This is a genomic window from Nocardiopsis sp. LDBS1602, from assembly GCF_035818715.1.
Taxonomy (GTDB): Bacteria; Actinomycetota; Actinomycetes; order Streptosporangiales; family Streptosporangiaceae; genus Nocardiopsis; species Nocardiopsis alba.
On record NZ_JAYLVW010000001.1, the window covers coordinates 531556 to 555634 of the forward strand.

At 70.4% G+C, this 24079-nt stretch carries 23 protein-coding genes; 15 read left to right on the plus strand and 8 right to left on the minus strand.

Annotation, left to right across the window (positions count from 1 at the left end; all coding sequences use genetic code 11):
• Nucleotide 1: 1 nt before the first annotated feature.
• Nucleotides 2-964, minus strand: a complete 963-nt coding sequence (locus U9J66_RS02540; protein WP_326336907.1) for a bacteriocin fulvocin C-related protein — start codon at nt 962-964, stop codon at nt 2-4.
• Nucleotides 965-1359: 395 nt separating this feature from the next.
• Here U9J66_RS02540 and U9J66_RS02545 point away from each other — a divergent pair, with 395 nt between their 5' ends.
• The gene (locus tag U9J66_RS02545; protein ID WP_326336908.1) at nt 1360-1851 is read left to right on the plus strand and encodes a VOC family protein; all 492 of its coding nucleotides are present in this window, start codon (nt 1360-1362) and stop codon (nt 1849-1851) included.
• A gap of 33 nt (nt 1852-1884) precedes the next feature.
• Here the strand turns inward: U9J66_RS02545 and U9J66_RS02550 are convergent, their stop codons facing one another.
• Both U9J66_RS02550 and U9J66_RS02555 read right to left on the minus strand, forming a co-directional pair.
• Entirely contained in the window at nt 1885-2598 is a 714-nt protein-coding gene (locus tag U9J66_RS02550) for a metal-dependent transcriptional regulator (protein ID WP_161111995.1), read from the minus strand.
• 166 nt (nt 2599-2764) lie between these two features.
• Entirely contained in the window at nt 2765-4360 is a 1596-nt protein-coding gene (locus tag U9J66_RS02555; RefSeq protein ID WP_161111994.1) for an alkaline phosphatase D family protein, read from the minus strand.
• 181 nt (nt 4361-4541) lie between these two features.
• On the opposite strand from U9J66_RS02555, the gene U9J66_RS02560 reads away from it, so the two are divergent.
• The 3 genes from U9J66_RS02560 to U9J66_RS02570 all read left to right on the plus strand — a co-directional run bounded on the left by U9J66_RS02560 (nt 4542) and on the right by U9J66_RS02570 (nt 7514).
• On the plus strand, nt 4542-5030 hold the full coding sequence (locus U9J66_RS02560) for a hypothetical protein (protein ID WP_326336909.1): 489 nt from the start codon (nt 4542-4544) through the stop codon (nt 5028-5030).
• 168 nt (nt 5031-5198) lie between these two features.
• On the plus strand, nt 5199-6470 hold the full coding sequence (locus tag U9J66_RS02565) for an MFS transporter (RefSeq protein WP_326336910.1): 1272 nt from the start codon (nt 5199-5201) through the stop codon (nt 6468-6470).
• Between the two features lie 189 nt (nt 6471-6659).
• Nucleotides 6660-7514, plus strand: a complete 855-nt coding sequence (locus U9J66_RS02570) for an alpha/beta fold hydrolase (RefSeq protein WP_014910005.1) — start codon at nt 6660-6662, stop codon at nt 7512-7514.
• Between the two features lie 99 nt (nt 7515-7613).
• Here U9J66_RS02570 and U9J66_RS02575 read toward each other — a convergent pair whose 3' ends face one another.
• Nucleotides 7614-8489: an AraC family transcriptional regulator gene (locus U9J66_RS02575; RefSeq protein ID WP_326336911.1), complete on the minus strand. Its 876-nt coding sequence runs from the start codon at nt 8487-8489 to the stop codon at nt 7614-7616.
• Between the two features lie 177 nt (nt 8490-8666).
• Between U9J66_RS02575 and U9J66_RS02580 the strand changes: the two genes are divergently transcribed.
• Together U9J66_RS02580 and U9J66_RS02585 are read left to right on the plus strand one after the other, a co-directional pair.
• Entirely contained in the window at nt 8667-9974 is a 1308-nt protein-coding gene (locus tag U9J66_RS02580; RefSeq protein ID WP_326336912.1) for an MFS transporter, read from the plus strand.
• A 171-nt stretch (nt 9975-10145) separates the two neighbouring features.
• Entirely contained in the window at nt 10146-11276 is a 1131-nt protein-coding gene (locus tag U9J66_RS02585) for a baeRF2 domain-containing protein (protein WP_326336913.1), read from the plus strand.
• Between the two features lie 73 nt (nt 11277-11349).
• Here U9J66_RS02585 and U9J66_RS02590 read toward each other — a convergent pair whose 3' ends face one another.
• Nucleotides 11350-11709: a VOC family protein gene (locus U9J66_RS02590; protein WP_326336914.1), complete on the minus strand. Its 360-nt coding sequence runs from the start codon at nt 11707-11709 to the stop codon at nt 11350-11352.
• A gap of 160 nt (nt 11710-11869) precedes the next feature.
• Here U9J66_RS02590 and U9J66_RS02595 point away from each other — a divergent pair, with 160 nt between their 5' ends.
• The 5 genes from U9J66_RS02595 to U9J66_RS02615 all read left to right on the plus strand — a co-directional run bounded on the left by U9J66_RS02595 (nt 11870) and on the right by U9J66_RS02615 (nt 16709).
• On the plus strand, nt 11870-12787 hold the full coding sequence (locus U9J66_RS02595; RefSeq protein ID WP_326336915.1) for an ATP-binding cassette domain-containing protein: 918 nt from the start codon (nt 11870-11872) through the stop codon (nt 12785-12787).
• Nucleotides 12784-13590 carry an ABC transporter permease gene (locus tag U9J66_RS02600; protein WP_326336916.1) on the plus strand — a complete coding sequence of 269 codons (807 nt, stop codon included), beginning with the start codon at nt 12784-12786 and terminating at the stop codon, nt 13588-13590. Before U9J66_RS02595 ends, U9J66_RS02600 begins: the two co-directional genes overlap by 4 nt.
• Nucleotides 13591-13605: 15 nt before the next feature.
• Nucleotides 13606-14868 carry a sensor histidine kinase gene (locus U9J66_RS02605; protein ID WP_014911716.1) on the plus strand — a complete coding sequence of 421 codons (1263 nt, stop codon included), beginning with the start codon at nt 13606-13608 and terminating at the stop codon, nt 14866-14868.
• Nucleotides 14856-15500: a response regulator transcription factor gene (locus U9J66_RS02610; RefSeq protein ID WP_014908839.1), complete on the plus strand. Its 645-nt coding sequence runs from the start codon at nt 14856-14858 to the stop codon at nt 15498-15500. The genes U9J66_RS02605 and U9J66_RS02610 overlap by 13 nt, the downstream gene beginning before the upstream one ends.
• A gap of 129 nt (nt 15501-15629) precedes the next feature.
• Nucleotides 15630-16709, plus strand: a complete 1080-nt coding sequence (locus U9J66_RS02615) for a right-handed parallel beta-helix repeat-containing protein (protein WP_326336917.1) — start codon at nt 15630-15632, stop codon at nt 16707-16709.
• Nucleotides 16710-16791: 82 nt separating this feature from the next.
• On the opposite strand, the gene U9J66_RS02620 is transcribed toward U9J66_RS02615, so the two are convergent.
• Nucleotides 16792-17751 carry an exonuclease domain-containing protein gene (locus tag U9J66_RS02620; protein ID WP_326336918.1) on the minus strand — a complete coding sequence of 320 codons (960 nt, stop codon included), beginning with the start codon at nt 17749-17751 and terminating at the stop codon, nt 16792-16794.
• A gap of 322 nt (nt 17752-18073) precedes the next feature.
• Here U9J66_RS02620 and U9J66_RS02625 point away from each other — a divergent pair, with 322 nt between their 5' ends.
• Entirely contained in the window at nt 18074-19888 is a 1815-nt protein-coding gene (locus U9J66_RS02625; RefSeq protein WP_326336919.1) for a hypothetical protein, read from the plus strand.
• A gap of 74 nt (nt 19889-19962) precedes the next feature.
• On the opposite strand, the gene U9J66_RS02630 is transcribed toward U9J66_RS02625, so the two are convergent.
• On the minus strand, nt 19963-20850 hold the full coding sequence (locus tag U9J66_RS02630; protein ID WP_326336920.1) for an alpha/beta fold hydrolase: 888 nt from the start codon (nt 20848-20850) through the stop codon (nt 19963-19965).
• Nucleotides 20847-21323: a GbsR/MarR family transcriptional regulator gene (locus U9J66_RS02635; RefSeq protein ID WP_017534836.1), complete on the minus strand. Its 477-nt coding sequence runs from the start codon at nt 21321-21323 to the stop codon at nt 20847-20849. The genes U9J66_RS02630 and U9J66_RS02635 overlap by 4 nt, the downstream gene beginning before the upstream one ends.
• Before the next feature lie 203 nt (nt 21324-21526).
• Here U9J66_RS02635 and U9J66_RS02640 point away from each other — a divergent pair, with 203 nt between their 5' ends.
• Genes U9J66_RS02640 through U9J66_RS02650 form a run of 3 tightly spaced genes read left to right on the plus strand, consistent with a single transcriptional unit; the run spans nt 21527 to nt 24049 of the window.
• Nucleotides 21527-22399 (plus strand): metal ABC transporter solute-binding protein, Zn/Mn family, encoded by an 873-nt coding sequence (locus U9J66_RS02640; RefSeq protein WP_326336921.1) that lies wholly within the window; start codon nt 21527-21529, stop codon nt 22397-22399.
• 40 nt (nt 22400-22439) lie between these two features.
• Nucleotides 22440-23183 carry a metal ABC transporter ATP-binding protein gene (locus U9J66_RS02645; RefSeq protein ID WP_017534835.1) on the plus strand — a complete coding sequence of 248 codons (744 nt, stop codon included), beginning with the start codon at nt 22440-22442 and terminating at the stop codon, nt 23181-23183.
• Nucleotides 23171-24049, plus strand: a complete 879-nt coding sequence (locus tag U9J66_RS02650) for a metal ABC transporter permease (protein WP_026125055.1) — start codon at nt 23171-23173, stop codon at nt 24047-24049. The genes U9J66_RS02645 and U9J66_RS02650 overlap by 13 nt, the downstream gene beginning before the upstream one ends.
• The last annotated feature ends 30 nt before the right edge of the window (nt 24050-24079 follow it).

Below are 24079 nucleotides of genomic sequence, written 5' to 3' on the forward strand. Positions count from 1 at the left end.
CTCAACAGGCGCCCACCCGCGCCGTGGACCGCAGGACACCACCATCGTGGGTGGACACCCAGGCCGTCCCGCAGGTGAAGGGCACCTCGGCACACCCCTTGGACAGGCACGGCTCCCAGGAGCCCTCCGGCGGGTCGACCCCCTCCCTCTCCAACGCCCGTACCGCCGCACACCACGGGCCGGGCTCGTCCGGCCCCAGGGTCGCCAACAGAGCGTGGGCCCCGCGCGGCCCGAAGGCCGCCACGGCGCGACGACGCAACAACCGCTCCGTCTCCGGAGGCAGACCCTCACGGAACACCCTCGCCTCGGACAGGGTGACCAACGCCAGATCCAGGGCCGCCCGCTGCTCGGGGGTGAGCTCGGGGTGGCCCCATTCGTAACGGCGCAGATGCTCCAGCCACAGATCGCGTCGCCGCTCGGGGGCCAGCTCGGCGAACATCAGCCGGCGTCGCACCAGGGGATGGGAGACGAACGCGTCGTAGTCGGTCGGCAGACGAGTACGGTGGGCCTCCACCCACTCCCTGGCCAGCGCGTGGTCGGAACGGGCCAGAGGCGGGGTGCGGCGGCCCAGGGCCATCACCAACGCGGCGCGCGCCCCCGTGGCCAGGCGGCTCAACCGGCGTGGACGCTCCTCGGCGGGGAGGGGGATCCTGGCCCGGCTCACCTCTCCCAGGGTCTCCAGAACCCTGAGGGTGGCCCGGGCCCCCAGCCCCAGGACCAGGGGCGGGATCATCGACGCCCCCTTCCAGCAGCGCTCCCTCGACCCGCCCAGACGGATCAGCGTCGGCACCCACGGCGCCGTCGGCCCCCACTGGCGGGTCCGCCGGGACCGCACGTCCGGGTGGGTGAGCGGCAGGGTCTCCAGCCGGCCTTCGGAGACCGCCGCGACCGCCGCGGAGATGTTCGCGCACCGTTCGCACGAGGCGTCGAAAGCCAACACGTACCGAGCCCGCACGTCCTTCATGAGCCCCCTTCCTGAACCGGTACCAGTCTTGGCGGGCCCGGTCGTACGTGGGGCGGGTTTTCGGAACTCGGGGCGCGAAATCGCCACCGGCCCACGGGCAAAACGGAGCGAATGCGGATCAACCCGGAATCGCACACCGGGGTTCTGGACGCACCTTCCGTCCTCGACCGACCGGACCCTCTCCACCCGGCGGGTCCGTGCCCAAGGCTCGGACGCTCCCGCGCGGACCGGCCTGGAAAGGGCGGAACACACTGGTCACGGCGGTATCCACCGTTTTCCACGAGAACCGTCCGGGTAGGAGGCCAGGAGCGATACCGGACGGGCTCCTCGATGCCGCCCTGTGTCCCATGGTGTGACCACAGGGAACCGAGTGACTGACGAGAGGTATGTGGCTCATGACTGTTTCCACCACTCCGATGAACCTCACGCGGGCCGCCCACGTCGGGATCTCGGTCTCGGACCTGGACGCCTCGATCGCTTTCTACCGGGCACTCACCGGCCGCGAGCCCAGCGTCGCGAACGAGACCATGCACAGCGCGCCGTTCGGACACTCGCAAGGACTCTCCACCGCGAGGTTGAGGTACGCCACCTTCGACCTCGACAACATCGGCATCGACCTCATCGAGTTCCGGGAACCCGTCGGCGAACGGACGGAGGGCGCCGCGAACCGACCGGGTTCGATGCACCTGTGCCTCAAGGTCGACGACTTCGACACGGTGTACCGGCGCATGAAGGAGGCCGGCTACGACTTCCTGGGCGAGGACTACACGTTCATCGCGGGCGAGGTCACCCCGGACGCGGCCCTGGGCACCCAGGTCGCCTACTTCAACGACCCGGACGGCACCAACCTGGAGATCATCCGCCCCGAGGGCGGGTTCTCCAACTGAGGACGCCCGCCACGGGCCGGGCCGGCCGGGGGATCAACCGCCAGCCACGGCCCCCTCGTCGGGGCTGATCCACAACGCCTCGGCGGCCACCAGCCCGAGCGCCCGCTCCTGCTCCTCGTCCTCGGGCTCGGGACGCACACCGATCCGGATCGATCCGGCGAAGGGCAACCGCTCCACGACCCGGACCCGTCTACCGATGCCGATGTCGATGTCGGTGAGATAGCGCAGCAGCTCGGGGTCGGTGTCGTTGACCCGCACGATCACCCCCGAGGTCCCCGCCTCGGCCTCGGACAGCAGCACGGACTCGCGTTGGACGATGGCGCCCTCACGCGTGGGGATGGGGTCGCCGTGCGGATCCACCACCGGGTCGCCCAGATGCGCGGCGATACGGTCGACGAACTTGTCCGAGACCACGTGTTCCAGGATCTCGGCCTCGTCGTGCACCTCGTCCCAGGAGTAGCCCAATTCGGCCACCAGGTAGGTCTCCAACAACCGGTGACGGCGCAGGACCGCCAGCGCCGCCTTGGTCCCGGTCTCGGTGAGGCTGACGTTGCCATAGCGCTGATGCTGGACCAGGCCGAGCTCGTTGAGCTTGCGCAGCATCCCCGACACCGAGGAATTGGACACCGAGAGCCGTTCGGCCATCCCGGAGATCGTCACCGGCCCGGTGCCGCGCTCCTGGAGGTCGTAGATGACCTTCACGTAGTCCTCGGCCGATGTGGACGGCCTTCCCGGTGTGTTCCCCATGCCCGTAACCGTACCGTGGACCGCCGCTCGGGGGCGCTGAGCCGGAGCGCGCCTGTGGACGGTGTCGCCTCGCCCCCGACCTACGACGAAGGTGGGGCGGCCGCGCGGATCGCTCCGCACGGCCGCCCCACCGCGCACGCCCTCGTTCCGGGACCCGGAGAGGGGGTCAGGCCAGAGGGCGGGCCCCGGCCTCACCGGACTCGATGACGAAACGCGCGCGATCGGTGATGGGCGCACCCGGTGAGCTCACCTTGTCGACCACCCGATAGTCGGCGGTCCACTCGGTGGGGGTGACGGTGTTGCGCACATAGCCACGACGGCGGTTGATGAACTTGATGTGCGGGTTCTCCTGAAGCTGGACGGCGTCGCCCGGGTTCTGCTCCGCCCCGTCCCGGCCGCTGGTGAAGGAGGTCCCCACCAGCTCGGTGGCGACCGTGGCCGAGTCGGGGTCGTCGAAGTCGGCCTTGACGTCGACCACGTAGTTGGCGTGCACGTCACCGGTGATGACCACCGGGTTGGACACCTGGGCGAGCTCGTCACGGACCCCGTCGCGCTCGACCTTGTAGTTGTCCCAGGCGTCGTCGCTGAAGTTGGTGGCGTCCCCCTCGGCGAAGTCGCGCTGGGAGAAGAACACCTGCTGGGCGAGCACGTTCCAGGTCGCCCTGGACTCGGACAGCCCTCGCGAGAGCCACCGGCGCTGGTCGGCGCCGAGCAGGGTGCGCTCGGGGTCCTCCCGTTCGGTGTCCTCCACCTGCGGGTCCCGGTACTGGCGGGTGTCCAGCAGATGCATGTCCACCAGGTCGCCGAAGGTCAGCCTGCGGTACAGGTGCAGGTCGGGACCGGCCGGACGTTGGGCCGCGCGCAGTGGCATGTGCTCGTAGTAGGCCTTGAGCGCCTGCTCGCGGCGGAGCAGGAACTCCTCGCTGGGGATGTCCTCCTCGTAGGAGGTGTCGTCGGCCCAGTTGTTCTCCAGCTCGTGGTCGTCGAAGACCACCGCCCAGGGGAAGGCGGCGTGCGCGGCCTGGAGGTTCTCGTCGGTCTTGTACTGGGCGTGCCTGATCCGGTACTCGGCCAGGGAGCGGACCTCCACCGCGGGCAGATGGCCGCGGCCGATGTCGCCCTGGTCGCCGGTCTCGTAGATGTAGTCGCCCAGGAAGGCCACCAGGTCCAGGTCCTCGTCGGCCAGGTGGCCCTGGGCGGTGTAGTGACCGTGGGTGTAGCTCTGGCAGCTGGCGAAGGCGAAGGAGAAGCGCTCCAGCCGGGCGCCGGGGGCGGTGGTGGTCCGGGTGCGGCCGACGGGGCTGATCTCGCCGGCGGCCCGGAAACGGTAGAAGTAGTCGGCGCGGGGACGCAGGCCCCCGGCCTCGACGTGGACCGAGTGGGCCTGGTCGGGGCCGGTCTCCACCGTGCCGGAGGAGACGATGCGCCGGAAGTTCTCGTCCTGGGAGACCTGCCATTCGACCTCTACGGTCTGATCGGGCATGCCGCCCAGACCGTCATCGGCCAGGGGGTCGGGGGCCAGCCGGGTCCATAGGACGACGCTGTTGTGGAAGGGGTCGCCTGAGGCGACGCCGAGGGTGAAGGGATCGCTGATCACGGGGCCTCTGGGGGTCGAGGTGGCCGCTGAAGCGGAGGATGTGCCCAGAGTCGTACCCAGTGCCGCGGCTCCCAACGTGACCGCGCCGCCCATGAGCGCCTGGCGGCGGGTGGTGGCGATCCTGGACGCGGGGGAGCGGTCGGGGGATTCGGGGATGCCCGGCATGCGTGGTCTCCTGAGATGGCGATTGGACAAAGGACCGTGCACCATCCCGCCACGGGAAGCGGTACGTTCCAACCACTGGACGGTGAACGTTGTCCTCTCCCCGGTGACCGGAGGATGGCCGAGCGTCACCGAGACCGAAACGTGGGATGACCCTTTCTCCCCTTCACTCCCGGAGTCGCTCATGGGATACACCCTCGAAGCCGTCGTGGCCCGATCGACGCTGTTGCGCGAGGCCGCCACCGCTCTTCCCGGGGCCCATCAGCTCGAACTATCTCAAGGGCTCGCGCTGATGCCGGTGAACGACGCGCTCCGTGATCACGGTCCCACAGAGGGGAAACGCCCACTTTCCGACGTCTTCTCCTTCATGTCGGGGCGACTGGAACGGTGGATCGTCGACCGATCCACGCTCGGACCGATCGCCTACCTGGAGGCCGACTACTTCGGCGGCACCGGCACGCAGTGCTCCGCCGTGTGGGAGCACGGGACCCTCGCCCTGGGTCCGCTGTCGATCGGAGAGTGGGAGCGCCACCCCGAAGAGGGCGGACCCATCTCCCGTGCCCTGCGCCACCTGGGGGTGCGTGTGGGGCCTGAGGACCTCGACGAGTTCGAGGCCGTCGGACTGAACGCGCACCGCTCCACCGAGTCCTGGATCCGGGCGCGGAACGACTGATCCTCCGCGCTTCGAACACGGTGGCGCGCCCGCGACGCGCTCCTCTATCCTGATCCCATGCGCCGACGACATTAGGTCTCCGACCGGGGTCGATCCGGGTCGAACACCCGAGGACCGCCGAGTGCCGCAAGCACCCGGCGTCCCCGTCCGTTCGACCGAAAGACCTCCATGACCACCCTGAACACACGCGTGTCCGGCACGCGTGCTGGCAGGCTGACCGCTCCGGCCTACGCCTATGCCTTCTTCGAGGAGTTCATCCTCCTCTATCCCGTCTACGCCCTGCTGTTCACCGAGACGGGCCTGACCGTCCCCCAGATCAGCGTGCTCTTCGTGCTGTGGGCCCTGACCTCGGTGACGTTGACGGTGCCCGCAGGCGCGCTGGCCGACATGATCCCCCGGCGCTACCTGTTGGCGGCCGCCCCGGTGGTGACCGGCACCGGCTTCGCGCTCTGGACGCTCTTCCCCTCGCCCTGGATCTTCGCCCTCGGTTTCGTGCTCTGGGGCGCGGGCGGGGCCCTGTCCTCCGGCGCCTTCGAGGCCCTGGTCTACACCGAGCTGGAACACCGGGGCCTGGAAGACCGCTACGCCCGGATCATGGGCGTGACCCGGGCCCTGGGCGTGTCCGCCGTCGGCTCGGCCACCCTGCTCGCCGTCCCCGCCATGTCCCAGGGCGGCTATCCGCTCGTGGGCGCCGCCAGCGTGGCCGCCTGCGTCCTGTGCGCGCTCGCGGCGCTGTTCCTACCCGAACACCGGACCCGCTCGGCCTCGGACGGGGACGAGGAGGCCGGGCCCGGCTATCGACGCACCCTGCTTCTGGGCCTGGCCGAGGTCCGTGACGACCGCGCCGTCCGCGCGGCCGTCCTCCTGGTCATCCTGGTCAGCGCCTTCTGGGGCTCGTTGGACGAGTACGTCCCGCTGCTGGCCGAGGACTCCGGTGTCGCGACCGAGGACGTGCCCCTGGTCCTCCTGGTGGTGTGGATCGGCGTCACCCTGGGAGGGCTGCTCGCGGGTCCGGCCTCACGGCTGCCCCACCCGTTCCTGGCGGCGCTCCTGGTCCTGGCGGCGGTGGCGATCGCGGCGGGCGCCCTGCTCACCGACCCCGTGGGCTGGGTCCTGCTCGCCTTCGGCTTCGGCGTGTGCCAGATGATGATCGTGGTCTCCGACGCCCGCCTCCAGGACAGCATCACCGGTGACAGCCGGGCCACGGTCACCTCCCTGGCCGATCTGGGGACCGAGGGCCTGGGGACGTCCACCTACCTGGTGTACGCCGGTGTGTTCACCGTCCTGGGACACGGAGCGGCCTTCGCCCTGTTCGCCACCCCCCACCTGGTGGCCGCCCTGTTCCTGGCTCGGATGGGCCGTTCCCGCTCGAAGGACCGAGCCCCCGCCGCCTCTTCGAAGGTCACGAGAAGGACCGGAGAGAACCCGAAGGCCTCGTAGAGCGTCTCCACCCGCGCCGGGGGCGTTCACACTCCCCGGCGCGGGTACGGGGACCACCGAGCCCCCACCGTGCCCGAGGACGGCGGGCCGCGGCGGGCGGGCCGCGGGCGAAGAGGGAACCGCCCGCGGCCCGATCACCCGCCCCACCCCCTGTCGAAGGCCGGGTCCTCCTGACTAGCATCGTCTGTTGTGACCTATCAGACGACGAACACCGCGAATCATGACGGCCCGGACACCGTGTCCGTGCGCGGGGTCCGCGTCGGTTACACCGACCGCGGAGCGGGCTGTCCCGTCCTGTTCATCCACGGCCACCCCTTCGACCGGACCATGTGGGATCCGCAGGTCAAGGCCTTGGCCGGACGAGGTTACCGGGCCATCGTGCCGGACCTGCGCGGCTATGGCCGCAGCACCGTCGTCCCCGGCATCACCTTCCTGGACTCCTTCGCCCGCGACCTGGCCGCGCTCCTGGACCATCTGGGTCTGGACGTGGTCAACGTCGTGGGGCTGTCCATGGGCGGCCAGGTCGCCCTGGAGATGTACCGGCTCTTCCCCGACCGGATCGACTCCCTGGCCCTGGTGGCCACCAACCCCCTTCCCGAGACCGAGGAGGGCAGGGCCTCGCGCAGGAGGCTGGCCGACCGCTTCCGGAAGGAGGGCATGCGAGGCTACGCCGACGAGATGCTCGTGGGCATGATGACCGCCGAGAACGTCCACGACCTGCCCGAGGTCGCCGACCACGTGCGCTCCATGATGTACGCGTCCCCGCCCGAGGGCGCCGCGGCCGCGCAGCTGGGCCGGGCCGAACGCCCCGACCACGTCCCGCTGCTCAAACGCATCTCCGCGCCCACCCTGCTGATGGTGGGCCGGCACGACGGATTCACCCCGCCCGAGGGGGCCGAACTCATGCACGTGCGCATCCCCGACTCGATCGTGGAGATCATCGAGGGCGCCGGCCACCTGCCCAACCTGGAGCGTCCCGAACGGTTCAACGAACTCCTGCGCCGCTTCCTCGAACGGGCCCGCACCCGCTCCCGCGCCCTCTGACCCGAGGCGGGAGGCGTCGTGCCCCGGACCGTAGGCGGTCGGGGCACACGTCCGGAGCGCGGAGGCGCCCTACGTCGGCGCCTCCGCGAGGACGGATCATCAGGCGGTACGGCGCACCGGCATCCACAACTCGCCCGAGGCCAGCCCCTCCTCGTGCCCCTCGTACTCCACACGGAGCATGTCCGGCCCCTCCGCGTGCAGGTAGGCGGGGTTGGAGGGGAACCACTCCCCGAAGGCGTACGCCCAGATCCGCTGGATCTCCTCGGGGAAGGAGTACCTCTCGAAGGGGAAGACGGCCCAGGTGCCGGCGGGAACCTCCAGCGACTCCATCCCCTCGGGGACCTCGTCCGAGGACGTGGCGGCGGCCTGAAGGAAGTCGGTCTCCTCGGCCTCGCCTCCAGCGACCTTCACCTTGGACGTGACGCCCAGGATCCCGCGGGGTTCCTGGTCGGACAACGCGTCGATCCTCCGCCACGTGGCGTCGTCGATGCCCTTCACGAACGCGGTCATGGTCTCGTTCTCGCCCTCGCACACGATCGGCACGCGGGCTCCGGGACCGGTGAGGCGGAACGCCTCCTTCTCGACGATCCGATAACGCATGATGGTGTTCCCTTCGACGGTGAGATGGAAGGTCAGACGGGACTGGGAGTCGAGCGCGGCCCCTTCACGTCGGGCCTGACCCGGGCCGACCCCGTGCATGGCGCGGAACGCCCGGGCGAAGGCCTCGGCCGATCCGTAGCCGTACCGGACCGCGATATCGAGAAGAGTCGCCTCGCCCCGGAGCACCTCGGCCCCGGCCAGCGTGAGCCGGCGCCTGCGCGCGTACTCCGAGATCGGCATCCCGGCCAGGACCGAGAACATCCTCCGGAAGTGGTGCTCGGAGACGAGCACAGTGCGCGCCATCGCGGCCACGTCCACCGGCTCGTCCAGGTTCCGTTCGACCCGCTCCAGCGCCTCGTTCAACCGATCCAGCATCCCGTTCTCCCCCTTCTTTCACCGACCACGCTAGGAAGGTCGCCCCGTCCCCGACCCGACCGTCGCCGGTCCTCTCCGGTCGGGTCGCCCCTTCCGCTCTCAGGAGAACGGGCTGTCGCCGTGCCGCGCTCCGTGTCACTCTGTTGCGCGCCCCGTTCCCCCCTTACGGAAGGCGTCATGTCGCAGAGTTCGCCCCCCGCCACCGACCGCCCTCGCCCCGAACCCCTGGGAAGCGGCTTCCGCCGGCTTCTGGCCGCCCTGGGGCTGGGCAACCTCGGAGACGGTATCGCCGTGGTGGCGCTGCCCTGGTACGCCGCCACGATCACCGACGACCCCTTCATGGTGGCGCTGGTGGGGGCCGCCACCCGCCTGCCCTGGCTGCTGTTCGCCCTGCCGGCCGGGGTGCTGGGGGACCGGGTCGATCGGCGGCGGCTGATGATGGCGGCCGGCGGGATCAAGGCCTCGCTGTTGGCGGCCCTGGCCGCGCTCGCCTTCATGGGGCTGGGATCGATCCCGTCGCTGATCGTGTTCGCCCTGCTGGTGGGCGTGTGCGAGGTCTTCTTCGACAACACCGCCCAGTCGATGCTGCCCACGGTGGTGCCGCGTTCCCGGCTGGAGCGGGCCAACGGCCTCTTCCAGGGGGTCGAGCGGGTGCTGAACAAGTTCGTGGGCGCCCCGCTGGCCGGCGTGCTGCTGGCCGTCTCCACCGGGCTCGCCTTCGGCGTCCAGGCGCTACTGATCCTGGGCGCCGTGGCCATGCTGTTCGTCCTGCGCGGGGACTTCCGTGCCGGGGATCAGGAGGCCTCGGAGGAGCCTCGCCCGGCCTCCTCGGCGTGGTCGCGGTTGCGCGAGGGCGTCGTATGGATGTGGCGTCATCCGGTGATGCGACCGATGGCGCTGATCACCGGCCTGTCCAACCTGGGGGCCGCGCTGATGGCGTCGGTGATGGTGCTCTTCGTCCAGGACGTGCTGGGCGCGGGCCCGCAGACCTACGGGCTGCTGATGACGGTCGCCGCGGTGGGCGCGGTCGCGGGGTCGGTGGTGATCCCCTCCTTCGCGACCCGGATGAGCGTCTCCACCTCCCTGGTCCTGTCCCTGACGCTCATGGCCGTGGCCGCCCTGACGTTGGCCCTGCTGCGCAGCGTTCCGGCGTTCGTGGTGTGCCAGCTCCTGATCGGTTTCGCCTCGATGTGGTGGAACATCACGGCGATCTCCCTGTTCGGGAGGGTGATCCCCGACCGGTTGCGCTCGCGCGTGTTCAGCGCGCACCGGACCCTGTCCTGGGGGATGCTGCCGCTGGGAATGCTGCTGGGCGGCGCCCTCGCCCGGTTCTCCGAGGGGCTCCTGGGACGGGAGTGGTCGCTGGCCCTGCCCTTCCTGAGCGCGGGCCTGCTGGAGACGGCGCTGGTCGGGATCACGGCGCTGGTGCTCACCCGGAGGGTCGTCGACGAGGCGTTGGCCCGCTCCGTCCCTGGCGCGGGGTGACCCCGCCCCAAGAAATCGGGCAATAAGGAAAAACCTGGAAATCATCGGGCAACATCCGTGTCTGATTGGACGTGGCGCCCTTCCCGATCCCACCATGGCCCTTCAGGATCGTCGGCAAGCCGACCCCGAGAAGGAGGTGGGCGGGGCGGGGGTAAACGCGCTCCGCAGACCATGGATCTTGCCTTTCTCCGACCCCTGTACGAAAGCGACACCCCGGTGGCCTCGGTCCACCTGGACACCAGTCGGGACACCACCGACGCCGACAAGAAGATCGAACTACGCTGGCGCCACCTGCGCGAGAAACTCGCGTCCCTGGGCACCGACGAGGCCACCCTCGACGTCTTGGAGGAGGCCATCGGCGAAGGCGAATCCCGTGCCTACGGCGACCACGGCCAGGCCCTGTACGCCTCCGAGGGCCGGCTCCTGGGCGCCCACACGCTCGCCGAACCTCCCCGCCAGGACCGGGCGGCCTTCCTCCCCGTACCGGACACCCTCCCCCTGGCCATCGACCGAGGGCGCCGCCTGCCCTACGTCCTCGTGGCCCTGGACCGGGTCAACGCCAAGGTGTACGCCTACGCAGGCCACCCCACGCGCACCCCGGTCCTGGAATCCTCGAACAAGGGCGAGGACCTCCAGAACCTCGACGGGGCCAGCCGCATCTACCCCGGCCAACGCGGAGACGCGGGCAAGCGCCGCGCCGACACCCACATCGGCCAGGAGACCTGGCGCGAGAACACCGCCCAGGTCGCCGAACTGGTCCGTGAGGCCGTGCGCACCGTCGACGCCGCCGTCATCATCGCCGGCGGCGACGACGAGGCCATCGCCTACCTGCGCGAGAACCTGGGCCCGCGCAGCCTGACCATCCCGATCAAGGTGGTGGCCGGCGGTCGAGGCGGGGTCGACGCCGAGGAACGGCTGCGCGAATCCGCCGAGGAGACCCTGCGCGAGCTCATCAGGGAGCGGCAGATCGAAGCTCTCTCCGACTACCAGCGCAAACTCGCCCACGACCAGGCCGTCGAAGGCACCACACCCGTCCTTCCGATGCTCTCCGAGGGACGGGTCGAGACCCTGCTGCTAGGGGCCGAACGCGACGGCGAACCCGAACTGTGGGGCTCGTTCACCTCACCGACGCTGGTGGACACCTCGCCCAAGGGGCTGGACGACCCGAACGCCGCCTTCAAGGCGCCCGCCAGCGCCCTGATGCTGCGATCGGCGGTGCTCTCCGACGCCTCCTTCAGCGAGATGGTCGACCACGGCACCCCCACGAACGAGACGGGGGCCACGCTGCGCTTCCCCAAGTGACGGCACGCGTCCTCGCCTCGGTGCCCCGTCCCCGCCCGTGGGGGAACGGGGCACCTTCACGTCCGCCCGGACCTCAGGCGTCCGCGTACACGCCCAACTCGTTCCCGCTCGGGTCGGCGAAGTGGAAACGCCGCCCGCCGGGGAAGGCGTAGGGGCCCTTCAGCACACGGCCGCCCGCGCGCTCCACGGCCTCCACCGTGCGATCCAGGTCCTCGGAGTAGAGCAGCACCAGAGGGCCGCCGCCCCGCACCTCCCCACCCGGGTTCAACCCGCCCACCTCGGACTCGCCGTCGGGCGAGCGGATCCCCGCGTACATCGGTCCGTAGTCGTTGAACCGCCACCCGAAGGCCTCGGAATAGAAACGCTTGCACTCCTCCAGGTCGGTGACCGCAAGCTCCACGTAGTCGATGGCGTGGTGTCGTCGTCGGCTCATACACGGCATCGTCCCGGACCGGTCCGACAGAACGGAGGGCGACACCCCGCGCCGACCCTGCGGTCCACCCCACCCCGCCTCGACGGCCCACCTCATGGCCCCGCCGGCAGCCGATTCCCAGTATGGAAGGCGACACCTTCGCACCCATGACTGGACCGCCATGATCGCCCTGAGAGGCCTGACCAAACGCTACGGATCCGTCCTCGCGGTGGACTCCCTGGACCTGGAGGTCCACCCCGGACGGGTCACCGGCCTCCTGGGACCCAACGGAGCGGGCAAGAGCACGACCCTGCGCATGGTGCTGGGCCTGGACCACCCCACCGCCGGCCGGGCCCTGATCGGCGGTCGCCCCTACCGGGAACTGGAACACCCCCTGCGCACCGTGGGCGCGGTTCTGGACGCCAGGGCCGTGCACCCGGGCCGCAGCGCCCGCTCCCACCTGCGGGCCCTGGCCCGCAGCCACCACATCCCCGACCGGCGGGTGGAGGAGGTCCTGGCCATCGTGGGCCTCACCGAGGCGGCCGGCCGGCACGCCGGAGGCTTCTCGCTGGGGATGAGCCAACGCCTGGGGATCGCCTCGGCGCTGCTCGGCGACCCCGAACTGCTCATCTTCGACGAGCCCGTCAACGGTCTGGACCCCGACGGGGTCCGCTGGATCCGCGACCTGACCCGGTCCCTGGCCGAAGAGGGACGCACCGTCCTGCTCTCCAGCCACCTGATGAGCGAGATGCAGCTGACCGCCGACCACCTGGTCGTGATCGGTGAGGGCCGGCTCATCGCCGACGCGCCCCTGGACGAGGTCCTGGAGCACGGCCCCGGCACGGCGGTGAGGGTGCGCGCCCCGCACCCCGAGGACCTGGTCGCCGCGCTCCTGGCCGAAGGCGCCGGGGTCGAACGCCCGGCGCCCGGAGAACTCGTCGTCACCGAGACCTCCATCGAGCGTGTGGGCGAACTGGCCCACCGGGCCGGGGTCGCCCTGCACGAGCTCAGCACCCGCGGCGCCTCCCTCGAACAGGCCTACCACGAGCTCACCTCGAACAGCGCCCACCACACCTTCTCGAACGGAGACCCGCTGTGACCCTCGCCCTTCGCCACCGCCCCCTGCTCGGAGCGGTGTCCGCCGAATGGGTCCGTCTCCGATCGGTACGCTCCACCTGGGCCGGGCTGGCCGCGGCCCTGGCCCTGACACTCCTGGTCGCCCCCGGAACGGCGCTGGCCCTGGCCACCAACATGGACAACGGGCTCGTCCCCGCCGTCGAGATCCCCGCCTCCGAGGCGGCCCTCAACGCCATCGTGTGGGCGGCGCAGTTCGCGGTGGTCGGCGTCGCCGTCGTCTTCGTCACCGCCGAATACGTCAACGGGGCCGTCCACTTCTCCCTTCAGGCGGTACCGGTACGCCGTCGGCTGCTCGCGGCCAAGGCGATCGTGCTCTCGACGGTGGTGGCGGCGGCGGCCGTCGTCATGACCGTGGCGGGCACACTCCTGGCCCACGCCCTGCTGTCCCACCCTCTGCTCGGCGACCACGGCACCCTGAAGCTCTCCGACGCCGTACCCGATGTCCTGAGGGCGATCGTCCATCTGGTGACGATCGCCCTGATCGGCCTGGGATTCGGCGCCGCTCTGCGCTCCACCGCCACCGCCCTGGGCGCCGTGTTCCTCCTGATCCTCGGACTTCCCGCGATACTCGTGATGACGGGAGCGGACGTCCTGCTGCCCTACCTTCCCCTCGTCGGAGGCATCTCCCTGATGGACGGCGCCCTGATCATGGGGCCGCCGCCGGAGGCCACCGGCTCACCCCTGAGCGGTCTGGTGGTACTCATGTCCTGGGCGATCTGCGCCCTGACGATCGGAACACTGGTGCTCGAACACCGCGACGCCTGAGAGGGAGGGGAGAACGTGTCGAAGGCCCCCGAGCCCCTCGCCCACCTGCTACGGCACACCACCGAGCGGTGGGGGAGGCGTCGACGCGAGTACGTCGGGGTGTTCGCCGGCCTGCCCGTCAGCCTCCTGACACCGCTGTGGGCCCTGGCCTGCGGAACGGTCCTCCTGGCCGGAACGCTCCATCCCCCCTCCCGTACCCGGTCCCGGGAGACGGCGGCCCGCTGGACCCACCGGCTGAACGAACGGGACCTGGAACGGCTCTCCCGCTGGACGGGGATCACCGTCCGCTCCGAGGCCTCCGCGCGGCGAAGAGCGCTCCACCTCCTGCTCCGGCTGCCACTGCACCTGGTCTCGTTCTACGCGGTGTTCGCGTGGACGGGCCTGGCCGTGCTGTTGACCGCGGGCACCCTGTGGCAGACGGTCACCGGAAGCCGCTCCGAGGTCCACCTCACCTGGCCCGGCGTACAGATCCTCAGCACCACCACCTCCATCGGGGCGGGGCTGATCCTGGGCCTGATGGTGCTGACGTGGTTCACCACCGCCCTGGTCGCGGCGGCCGAACGAGGGCTGGCCCGCGCCCTGCTCGGCCTCGACACCGAGATCCTCCTCCACCGCAGGATCGACGAACTCACCCGCACCCGCGCGGGCGCGGTACAGGCCGTGGACGAGGAACGTCGACGTATCGAACGCGACCTGCACGACGGGGTCCAACAACAGGTCGTGGCCCTGGCCATGCTGTTGGGAAGAGCCCAACGGGCCCAGGATCCGCAGCGCTCGCGTGAGCTGGTCCGCCAGGCCCACACCGAATCGCGGATCCTCCTGGACGAGCTGCGCGAGGTGGCCTGGCGCGTCTACCCCGCCACCCTGGACGCCCTGGGGCTGGAGGCGGCCCTGGCCGAGGCCGCCGGCCGAAGCCCCCTGCCCGTCACCCTCCGCGCCGAACCCTCCCGGCCGCTACCGGACGACGTGGCCACCGCCGTCTACTTCGTGGCCCGCGAGGCCCTGACCAACGCCGCCAAACACTCCGGAGCGGACGGGATCATCCTGGACCTGAACACCACGGAGGAACGGGTCGAACTGGTGGTCTCCGACGACGGCCGCGGCGGCGCCGACCCCGAAGGCGGTGGACTGACCGGGCTGGCCCGCCGGGTCGCCGCCTTCGACGGCGTCCTCACCGTGGACAGCCCTCCCGGCGGCCCCACGACCGTACGCGCCGTCCTGCCCCTGGGGCATCGCGACCCTTCCACGAGAACACGGAGCTCCACATGCGTCTGGTGATCGCCGAGGATTCGGTCCTGCTCAGAGAGGGCCTGGTCCGGTTGCTGGAGGAGGAGGGACATCGGGTGGTCGCCGCCGTCGGGGACGCCGAGGCCCTACTGGCCCGCGTGGACGAACACGCCCCCGACGCCGTCGTGGTGGACGTACGAATGCCGCCCACCCACACCGACGAGGGGCTGCGCGCCGCGCTGCGCCTACGGACCGACCACCCGGACGTGGCGGTACTGGTGCTGTCGCAGTACGTGGAACGGCGCTACGCGGTCGAACTGCTCACCGGAGCGCCCGAAGGCGTCGGCTACCTGCTCAAGGACCGGGTCGCGCAGGTGGAGGAGTTCCTGGAGGCGCTGGAACGGGTGTCCCGGGGAGGAGCGGCCTTCGACCCGGAGGTGGTGCGCCGCCTCCTGGCCGGCACCACCCGCACCGACCCGTTGGCGCGCCTGACCCCGCGCGAACGCGACGTCCTGGAGCACATGGCCCAAGGGCTGAGCAACACCGCCATCTCCGAACGGCTGTACGTGTCGCTGAGCGCGGTGGAGAAGCACATCAACGCGATCTTCGACAAGTTCGACCTGGCGCGCACCCACGAGTACAGCCGCCGTGTCCTGGCGGTCCTGCGATTCCTGGGCGACTGAGCCCCACCCGCTCCGTGCACGGTCGGGCGCGGACGGTGAACGGGACCCTTGATCGCGGCGGAACGTCGATCTAGTGTCGGGGCACCGTCCCGCCCCGGCGGGAGCCCGCCCCCCGACACGGAGGTCATCGTGTCCATCCCCCGAGGAACCCTCCCGACCACGGCGGCCGTCGGCGCGGCCGCCCTGTTCCTATCGGCGATCCCCGCACTCGCCGACCCTCTGCCCACCCCCTCCGGATCACCGATCCGCGACGGGGCGCGGATCCCGGTCTCCGACGGCCCCGCCCTGGAGGAGGCCCTGGCCCAGGCTCGGCCGGGGGACACCATCGAACTGGACGGCGGCACCTACACCGGTGCCTTCGTGATCACCACCGCCGGGACCGCCGACGCCCCCATCACCCTCACCGGCCCCTCCGACGCCGTCCTGGTCAATGACGAGACCCCCTCCGGCAGCGGCTGCCCCACCCCCGAGACCCACGCCGGCGGCTACGGCCTCTGGTTCTACGAGGCCGACCACTGGAACGTGGAGGGCGTCACCGTCGCCGACTCCAAGAAGGGCATCGTCATCGACCGCTCCGACGACGTGCACCTGAGCGGCATCGAGGTGCGTGACATCGAGGACGAGGGAGTGCACTTTCGCAGCTCCAGCTCCGACGGTTCGATCCGCGACTCCCGCATCCGCGACACCGGACTGGTCCAGCCCGGCTTCGGCGAGGGCGTCTATCTGGGGTCGGCCGTCAGCAACTGGGGCTGCTACGGAACCGACGACGGGGTGGACCGCAGCGATCGCATCGAGGTCACCGGCAACCACTTCGGCCCCTACGTGCGCGGAGAGCACATCGACGTCAAGGAGGGCACCTCCGACGGTCTGATCGCCGACAACACCTTCGACGGCCAGGGCATCTCCGGGCAGAACTTCGCCGACAGTTGGGTGGACGTCAAGGGCAACGGCTATCTCTTCGAAGGCAACGTCGGCACCTTCACCGCGCCCGGGGTGTTCGCCCACGGCTACACCAGCACCCAACAGGTGGACGGCCAGGGCTGCGGCAACGTCTTCCGCGACAACCACTCCGACCTGGGCGGTGTCGGAGGCTTCGCGATCGCCCTGTGGAGCCAGTCCGACTGCGCGGACGACCCCAACGTCGTCTACGAGAGCAACACCGTCGACAACGCGAGCCGAGGCCTGACCAACATCGACGTCACCCCTTGACCCCCACCACGGGTCGGGGCCGTGCCGTCCTCTCCGCGGCACGGCCCCGACCCCCTCACCAGGACGTCTCCGACCGAGGCTCTCAGGCCGAGGTCAGCCCCAGCCGGGTCAGCAGCTCACGTCCATCGATGATGTCGATGCGCTGGCCCTTGGCGATGTAGGTCTCGGCCTGCCGGTGCTTGGAGGTCTTGCCACCGTGGTCGCTGGAGCCCACCACGAGCACGTCGGTCTTCTTCGTGACGTTCTTGGCCGGTCGTCCACCCGCCTCGGCGACGCGCTCCCACACCTCGGTCTTGTCCATCCCGGCCACGTCGCCCGACACGCACACGGTGCGCCCGAACAGGGGGCCGTTCGGGTCGGCGTCGGGGGAGGGCTCGGGCAGCGGGGTCTGGGCGGCCCGCTGCCACCGTTCGAACCGGCCCTCTCCGACCGTGCTCGTCGGCGGAACCGCGACCGCCGCCGAACCCGCCGAGAATCGTTCGGTCCGACGCCCGGGAAGACCGGCGGCGCGCAGCGCCTCGGGCAGGGAGGTGGTGCCGTAGCGCTCCATCGCGGCGATCATGATCCGCGCGGCGGCCTCGGCGTCGTCCTCGGCCCGGTGATGGTGGGCGATGTCATGGCCGATGTGCGCGCACACCGTGGGCAGCCGATGGTCGGGCAGATCCCAGGTGCGCCGGGACATCGCCAGGGTGCAGGCGTACTCCAGGGCCGGTAGGTCATGGCCGATGTGGGCGCTGGCCTGACGCAGCGCGCCCATGTCGAAGGCCGCGTTGTGCGCGACCAGAGGGCCGCCGCCGGAGAAGTCCAGGATCCGTTCCAGGACCGGTTCCCAGGTGGGCGCTCCGCGTACGTCGTCGGCGGTGAGCCCGTGGACGGCGGTGTTGTGCCGGGAGAAGAACTCCGCAGGGCCGGGCGGCCGGATGAGGGTGCCGAACCGGTCCACCACCCGCCCGTCGCTCACCCGCACCAACCCCACCGCGCAGACGCTGCCACGGTCCTGATTGGCGGTCTCGAAGTCGATCGCGGTCCAGGTGTGCGACACCCGTGCCTCCCTTACGGTCCCGTCCGAACGGATCGAGCCTACCCACGGGCGCCCACCGGGACGACCCGAAGCCGGGAAACCCCCGACCGAAGCGCCCACCGGGCCGTCCTCCCGGGGCGGTTCCGGCCACGTGGGAGCCGAAGCGCACGGGCACTGTTAGGTTGTCGACCGCTGAATCCGGCATACCTCCTCTTTTGGACGTGTTCGCCGGCTCGGAACGGTAGTGAGGACAAGGACACGAGTGCGGCGCACATCAAGAATCCGGAGTCGCCCCCGATCAGAGGGCCGAAGCACGCAGGCGACCCCAGGGGTTTTCGGGGAGGTGCTCGGTTGGGCCGGGGCCACGGTGGTGACGGGAGCGCTGCTCCTCACCTGGCTCCGCCTCTCCGATTTCCGGGCGACGACGGAGTCCATCGGCGAGGACCTGTCCCCCTTGGTGTGGTGTGCCCTGTTCCTGGCCATGGGCCTCCTCTTCTTCACCGGGGCCCGGTCCATCTCGGGATCGGAGGGGAGACTCCCGAGGATGGGGGACGTCCTCGTACGGGGAGCGGCCGTTCTGGCGGGGGTCGCCTTGGTGTGGGCCTCGTTCCCCACCCGTCACCTGCTGCGCACGGCCTCCAACGCGAGGCAGGACATCTTCCCCGAGCAGGTGGTCGGGCTGTGGGTGGGCGTCTGTGGCCTGGCCGTGGGCCTGGTTCTGGTGCTGTTCTCACGCGGTTCCCTCTGCCCACAACGGTGGGTGCGCGCATCGACCGGTGGCGTGGCGGGTCTGATCATCCTCCTCCCGACCTGTTCTCTCACCCCGATGGTCGTCCACGCTCTGACCGTCGAGCACACCGTCGCCGACGGTGTGCAAGAGGCCGGGCCTGTGCCCACGATCGTGACACGGGTGGGGTGGAGTTGGCGGCCCGAGCAGCGGGTCGTGGGCGTGGAACGCGGACCGTCGGGGCCGATCGTGCTGCATCCCGACGGCTTCGTCGCGTTGGACGGGGCCACCGGCGAGGAACTGTGGTCCTACCGCCTGCCGTACGCCCGACAGGTGGAGACCGGGCTGTTCCCGGGGTCGACGGAGTACGCCTACCTGAGGCATGTGGCCGAACCCGGAACGGAGGAGGAGACCGAGGTGCCGACGATGGTCGTGCTGGACACCGCGACCGGTGAGATCGTGCGCGAGGCCCCCATGCCCCCTCTGGACGCCGAGGAGGAACCCCGCGCCGGCCATCTCACTCCGGAGGTGCGTGTGTCCGGCATGGTGGAGGAGGGTCGACCATGGGCGGTCGCCCACTCCACGACCTCCACCGAGCGGATATGGGAGTTCCCTCTGGACGAGGGGCGCGAGGGGCGTCTGTGTCTGTGGGTTCCCCGTGACGGGATCGCCGGGTACGCGGATCGGGTACTGATCCATAACCTGTGCCTGGACGAGCCCGAGACATCGAGCACGCAAGAGTTGAGGGAGCTCCTCGACCGGATGGCCGTGCCCGACGACGCGGTCGAGAGGGTGATCGTCCTGGACGTCGCCACCGGCGAACCGGTGTGGAGCCGGGAGTGGTCTCCGAAGCACCTGTTCGCGGGCGAGCGGCCCGTGGGCAGCGGTGCTCTGATGGAGGACGAGGACGCGACCGTGGTCCTCACCTCGGGCGGGGCGTTCACCCTGGCCGAGGGCGAACCGGTCGAGTTCGAACCCGACGCTCCGAGCGACGTCGAGGACCGCCCCCTGGGAGTGGACTCCACGGGGGCCGTGATGGCACGCGAGATCATCGGCGAGGAGAGCGCCATGATCCTGCGCACCGACGCCGGAGGGGCGATCGTCGACCGCACCGAGGTCGAGCGGGACTTCGATATCTGGAGAGAGACCGAGCACGCGGGCATCCTGCGTTCGGCTCTCCTCGTGCCGTACCTCTCCGATGCCGGAGACGGCCGCGTGACCAGAGAACTGGCCATCGCCGCCACCGAGGACGAGCGGAGCGTATGGGAACGGCTGGACTTCGACGATGAACCCATGTCCGACCCCGTCGATCGTTGGAACGACGAGGGAGGTCATCGTCTCGTGGTCGTTCCGGGCTCGGTGGTCTCCTACATCGAGAACGGTGGCCTTCCCGGCGGCGATCGGGAACCCCTGTACGGCCTGGTCCCCTGAGCGGCCGGGAAACGAAACCCCCGACCGAAGCGCCCGGCCGGGGCCGTCCTCCCGGGGCGGACGCTTCGGGGTCCTCAGGGGGCGGGCTCGGTGAGGAAGTCGCGCACCAGGCGCCCCACCCTTTCGGGGGACTGGCGGCCGAGCCAGTGACCGTGTCCCGCCAGCAGTTCCAGGCGGGCGTGGGGGACCGCCTTGGCGGCGGCGATGGTGCGGGCCGGGGGCACGCCCACGTCCTTGGCCCCTTGGACGAACAGCGCCGGGCAGGTGATCTCGCGCAGGCGCGGCCGCAGGTCCACGTTCATGCGCCAGGGGCCGATGGAGGTGTTCTGCCAGTCGGAGGCGGAGGCGCCGTTGACCTCCATCTCGGCCATGACCTCGTCGATGACCTGGTCGAAGTCGGCGACGGGGCCGGCGAACAGGCTCCGCCGGACGAAGGCCTCGACCTTGCGCCGGTCGCCGATCATCATCCCCGGCAGGGTGGATCCCAGCAGGGTGCTGCGCGCCATCAGCCACAGGGCCTGGTGCACCACCGGTGGGAACTCCAGGATGCCGGCGGGGCACATCGCCACCAGGCGTTCCACCCGGTCGGGGTGTTCGATGGCGGTGTCCAGGGTCATCGCCCCGCCCTGGGAGAGCCCCACGACACGGGCCGGTCCGGAGGCGAAGCGGTCCAGGACCGCCAGGACGCAGCGGCGCAGCGTCGCGTGGTCGGCGATCCCCTCCCAGGGGATGCTCCTGCCCTGTTTGGGCCAGTCGAGGGCGATGACCCGGTGGTCCCGGGCCAGGTCGGGGATGAGGTGGCGCCAGCTCAGGGTGGCGCTGTCCACCCCGCCGCCGCTGAGCAGCAGCACCGGCGGAGCCTGTTCGGGGCCCTCGACGATCACGCTCAGGTCGCCCTCGGGCATCGAGACCCGTTCGCGGTGGAAGACACGGTCTCGGGGGTCGGTCGTGTTCTCGTTCACGGGGTGTCCTCCTCGTCTCTTTCCCGCCAGCGTCGGAGCATGGCGGGCAGTTCCCTCTCCAGGAACCCGTAGAGCTCGTGGACGCCGGCCAGACGTTCGCGCCGTTCGGGGGAGGCGTCCTCCAGAGCCGCCAGCCCTCGTTCGGTGACCCGGCGAAAGCTCGTGGCCAACGCGTAGCGGCGCTCCAGCATCCGGCTCCAGCCGTCGTCGGCGATGCGGAAGTACTCCTGGCGGTGGCCGCGCTTGCGTACGCCCTCGACCAGGCCGCTGGGGGTGAGCATGCGGGTGGCGGTGCCGATGGAGCTGCGGCTGACCTGGAGTACCTCGGCGAGCCGGGCGGCGCTCTGTTCGGGCGGGTCGCTGATCAGGAGCCATCCGATGACACGGCCTGCGATCAGGGGCAGCCCTTCGTCCTCGAAGAACACCGCGACCTCGTCGACGAAGGCCAGTTCCCTCTCTGTGGGTTCGCTCATGCGGCCACATTACAGTCATTGCAGTCATGACTGCAATGACTGTAATTACTGCAAAGGTCGCCATGCGCTCCAAGAGCACACTCCGCCTCAGCGGATCACTAGCGACGTGTGTGGGTTCGCCCCGACTGTGGTAAAAGTTAGGCGTGCCGAACTTTAGAGATGGGTTGTCTTCAAAAGCCTGGTCGGTCATTTTCTGTGCCGGTATGTCAGCACTTGTACTCAGCTCCTGCACCACGACCCCACCCGAGCGCCCGGGGGATCGCCCCCTCGTGCTCACCACGTTCACGGTCCTGGCCGACATGACCGAGAACGTCGCCGCCGACCGCGTCGACGTGGCCTCCCTGACCCGCCCCGGCGCCGAGATCCACGGCTACGAACCCACCCCCGACGACCTGGTCCGCGGCCGCGACGCCGACCTGATCCTGGAGAACGGCCTGGGGCTGGAGGCCTGGTTCGCCCAGTTCACCGAACGCGTCCAGGCCCCCACCGCCGTACTCGCCGACGGCGTCGAGACCATCCCCATCACCTCCGGCGGCTACGAGGGCGAACCCAACCCCCACGCCTGGATGTCACCCGCCAACGCCCCGATCTACGTCGACAACATCCGCGACGCCCTCACCGAACTCGACCCCGAGGGCGCCGACGAGTTCGCCGAGGCCGCCGAGGCCTACAAGGCCGAGATCGCCGAGATCGCCGACTACCTGGACACCGAACTCGCCGAGGTCCCCTCCTCCTCCCGGGCCCTGGTCACCTGCGAGGGGGCCTTCTCCTACCTGGCCCGCGACGCCGACCTCACCGAGAGGTACCTGTGGCCGGTCAACGCCGAACGCGAGGGCACCCCCCGCCAGATCGCCGCCGTCGCGGACTTCGTCCGGGACAACGACGTCCCCACCGTGTTCTGCGAGAGCACCGTCAACGACAGCGCCCAACGCTCGGTGATACGCGAGACCGGCGCACGCATGGGGGAGACGCTCTACGTCGACTCGCTCTCCACCGCCGACGGCCCCGTCCCCACCTACCTCGACCTGCTCCGCCACGACGCCGAGGCCATCGTCGACGGCCTCACCGGAACATGAGACCGCACACCACGAGCGCTTTCGAGGAAGGGAGGCGTCCATGACGGCCGCCATCGAGGTCGACGACGTCACCGTCCACTACGGCGACGTCCTGGCCCTGGACCGGGTGAGCCTGTCCCTGGAGCCCGGACGGATCTGCGGGCTGCTCGGCATGAACGGATCGGGCAAGTCCACCCTGTTCAAGACCGTGTTGGGCCTGGTGCCCGCCGACCGGGGACGGGTACGCGTCCTGGGCAGGGACGGTCTGGCCGCCCGCCGAGCGGGGCTCGTCGGCTACGTGCCCCAGTCCGAACAGGTCGACTGGGCCTTCCCCGTCCGGGTGCGCGACGTGGTCATGATGGGCCGCTACGGACACATGGGCGGCCGCCGCCGCGCCCGCGCCGCCGACCGTGAGGCGGTCGATCGGGCCCTGGCCCGCACCGACCTGACCGACCTGGCCGACCGCCAGATCGGGGCCCTGTCCGGCGGGCAGCGCAAACGCGCCTTCGTGGCCCGCGCCATCGCCCAGAACGCCGACGTGCTCCTGCTGGACGAACCCTTCGCCGGGGTGGACAAGCGCTCCGAGGCCACCATCGTCGAACTGCTCCTGGAGCTGCGCCGGGCCGGACGCACCCTGCTGGTGTCCACCCACGACCTGGCCCAGGTGCCCACCCTGTGCGACGAGGCGATCCTGCTTCAGCGCCGCGTCATCGCCCACGGGCCGCCGGAGAAGGTACTCGAACCGGACACGCTGCTGGAGGCGTTCGGTATGCACCCCGGAGAGGAGAACTCGTGGACGCGTTGATCGGGTTCGTGGAGTGGTTCACGGTGCCGTTGCAGTTCGAGTTCGTCCAGCGGGCCCTGCTGGTGAGCGTGGTCGCCGGGGTGGTCTGCGCCGTCCTGTCCTGCTGGATGACGCTGGTGGGCTGGTCGCTGATGGGCGACGCGGTCTCCCACGCCGTCCTGCCCGGGGTGGTGCTGTCCTTCATGTTCGGGCTGCCCTTCGCCTTGGGCGCCCTGGTGTTCGGCGCCGGTTCGGTGGCGCTGATCGGGGTGGTCAACCGCACCTCCCGGGTCAAGGAGGACGCGGTGATCGGCGTGGTCTTCACCGCCATGTTCGCCCTGGGGCTGGTGATGATCTCCCGCGTGCCCAGCCAGACCGATCTGGGCCACATCCTGTTCGGCAACGTCCTGGGCGTGTCCGACTCCGACATCGTGCAGGTGCTGCTGTTGGCCGCCGTGGTCCTGGCGGTGGTCTGGTACAAGCACCGCGACCTGACCATGTACGCCTTCGACCCCGTGCACGCCCACGCCATCGGCGTCAACCCGCGCCTGCTGGAGACCCTGCTCCTGGGGCTGCTGTCGGTGACCGTGGTGGTCGCCCTCCAGGCGGTGGGCATCATCCTGGTGGTGGCCATGGTGATCGTTCCGGGCGCCACCGCCTACCTGCTCACCGACCGTTTCGAGAGGATGCTGCTCATCTCCGCCGCCGTGGCGGTGCTCGCCGCGATCGTGGGCGTCCTGGGCAGCTTCCACCTGAACGCCTCCACCGGTGGCTGCATCGTTCTCGCCCAGACCTGCGCCTTCGCCCTGGCCTACCTGTTCTCGCCCCGCCACGGCCTCCTGCGACGTGGACGGGCACGGCGAAGCCCGGCCCGTGTCGAGGGCTGAGGGTCGAAACGACCACCCTCGCGGCCCGCC

What these genes read in the sequence shown, in the direction of transcription:
- U9J66_RS02540 (WP_326336907.1), bottom strand. Translation starts at nt 964, where the DNA reads ATGAAGGACGTGCGGGCTCGGTACGTGTTGGCTTTCGACGCCTCGTGC.
- U9J66_RS02545 (WP_326336908.1), top strand. Translation starts at nt 1,360, where the DNA reads ATGACTGTTTCCACCACTCCGATGAACCTCACGCGGGCCGCCCACGTC.
- U9J66_RS02550 (WP_161111995.1), bottom strand. Translation starts at nt 2,598, where the DNA reads ATGGGGAACACACCGGGAAGGCCGTCCACATCGGCCGAGGACTACGTG.
- U9J66_RS02555 (WP_161111994.1), bottom strand. Translation starts at nt 4,360, where the DNA reads ATGCCGGGCATCCCCGAATCCCCCGACCGCTCCCCCGCGTCCAGGATC.
- U9J66_RS02560 (WP_326336909.1), top strand. Translation starts at nt 4,542, where the DNA reads ATGGGATACACCCTCGAAGCCGTCGTGGCCCGATCGACGCTGTTGCGC.
- U9J66_RS02565 (WP_326336910.1), top strand. Translation starts at nt 5,199, where the DNA reads ATGACCACCCTGAACACACGCGTGTCCGGCACGCGTGCTGGCAGGCTG.
- U9J66_RS02575 (WP_326336911.1), bottom strand. Translation starts at nt 8,489, where the DNA reads ATGCTGGATCGGTTGAACGAGGCGCTGGAGCGGGTCGAACGGAACCTG.
- U9J66_RS02580 (WP_326336912.1), top strand. Translation starts at nt 8,667, where the DNA reads ATGTCGCAGAGTTCGCCCCCCGCCACCGACCGCCCTCGCCCCGAACCC.
- U9J66_RS02585 (WP_326336913.1), top strand. Translation starts at nt 10,146, where the DNA reads ATGGATCTTGCCTTTCTCCGACCCCTGTACGAAAGCGACACCCCGGTG.
- U9J66_RS02590 (WP_326336914.1), bottom strand. Translation starts at nt 11,709, where the DNA reads ATGAGCCGACGACGACACCACGCCATCGACTACGTGGAGCTTGCGGTC.
- U9J66_RS02595 (WP_326336915.1), top strand. Translation starts at nt 11,870, where the DNA reads ATGATCGCCCTGAGAGGCCTGACCAAACGCTACGGATCCGTCCTCGCG.
- U9J66_RS02610 (WP_014908839.1), top strand. Translation starts at nt 14,856, where the DNA reads ATGCGTCTGGTGATCGCCGAGGATTCGGTCCTGCTCAGAGAGGGCCTG.
- U9J66_RS02635 (WP_017534836.1), bottom strand. Translation starts at nt 21,323, where the DNA reads ATGAGCGAACCCACAGAGAGGGAACTGGCCTTCGTCGACGAGGTCGCG.
- U9J66_RS02640 (WP_326336921.1), top strand. Translation starts at nt 21,527, where the DNA reads ATGTCAGCACTTGTACTCAGCTCCTGCACCACGACCCCACCCGAGCGC.
- U9J66_RS02645 (WP_017534835.1), top strand. Translation starts at nt 22,440, where the DNA reads ATGACGGCCGCCATCGAGGTCGACGACGTCACCGTCCACTACGGCGAC.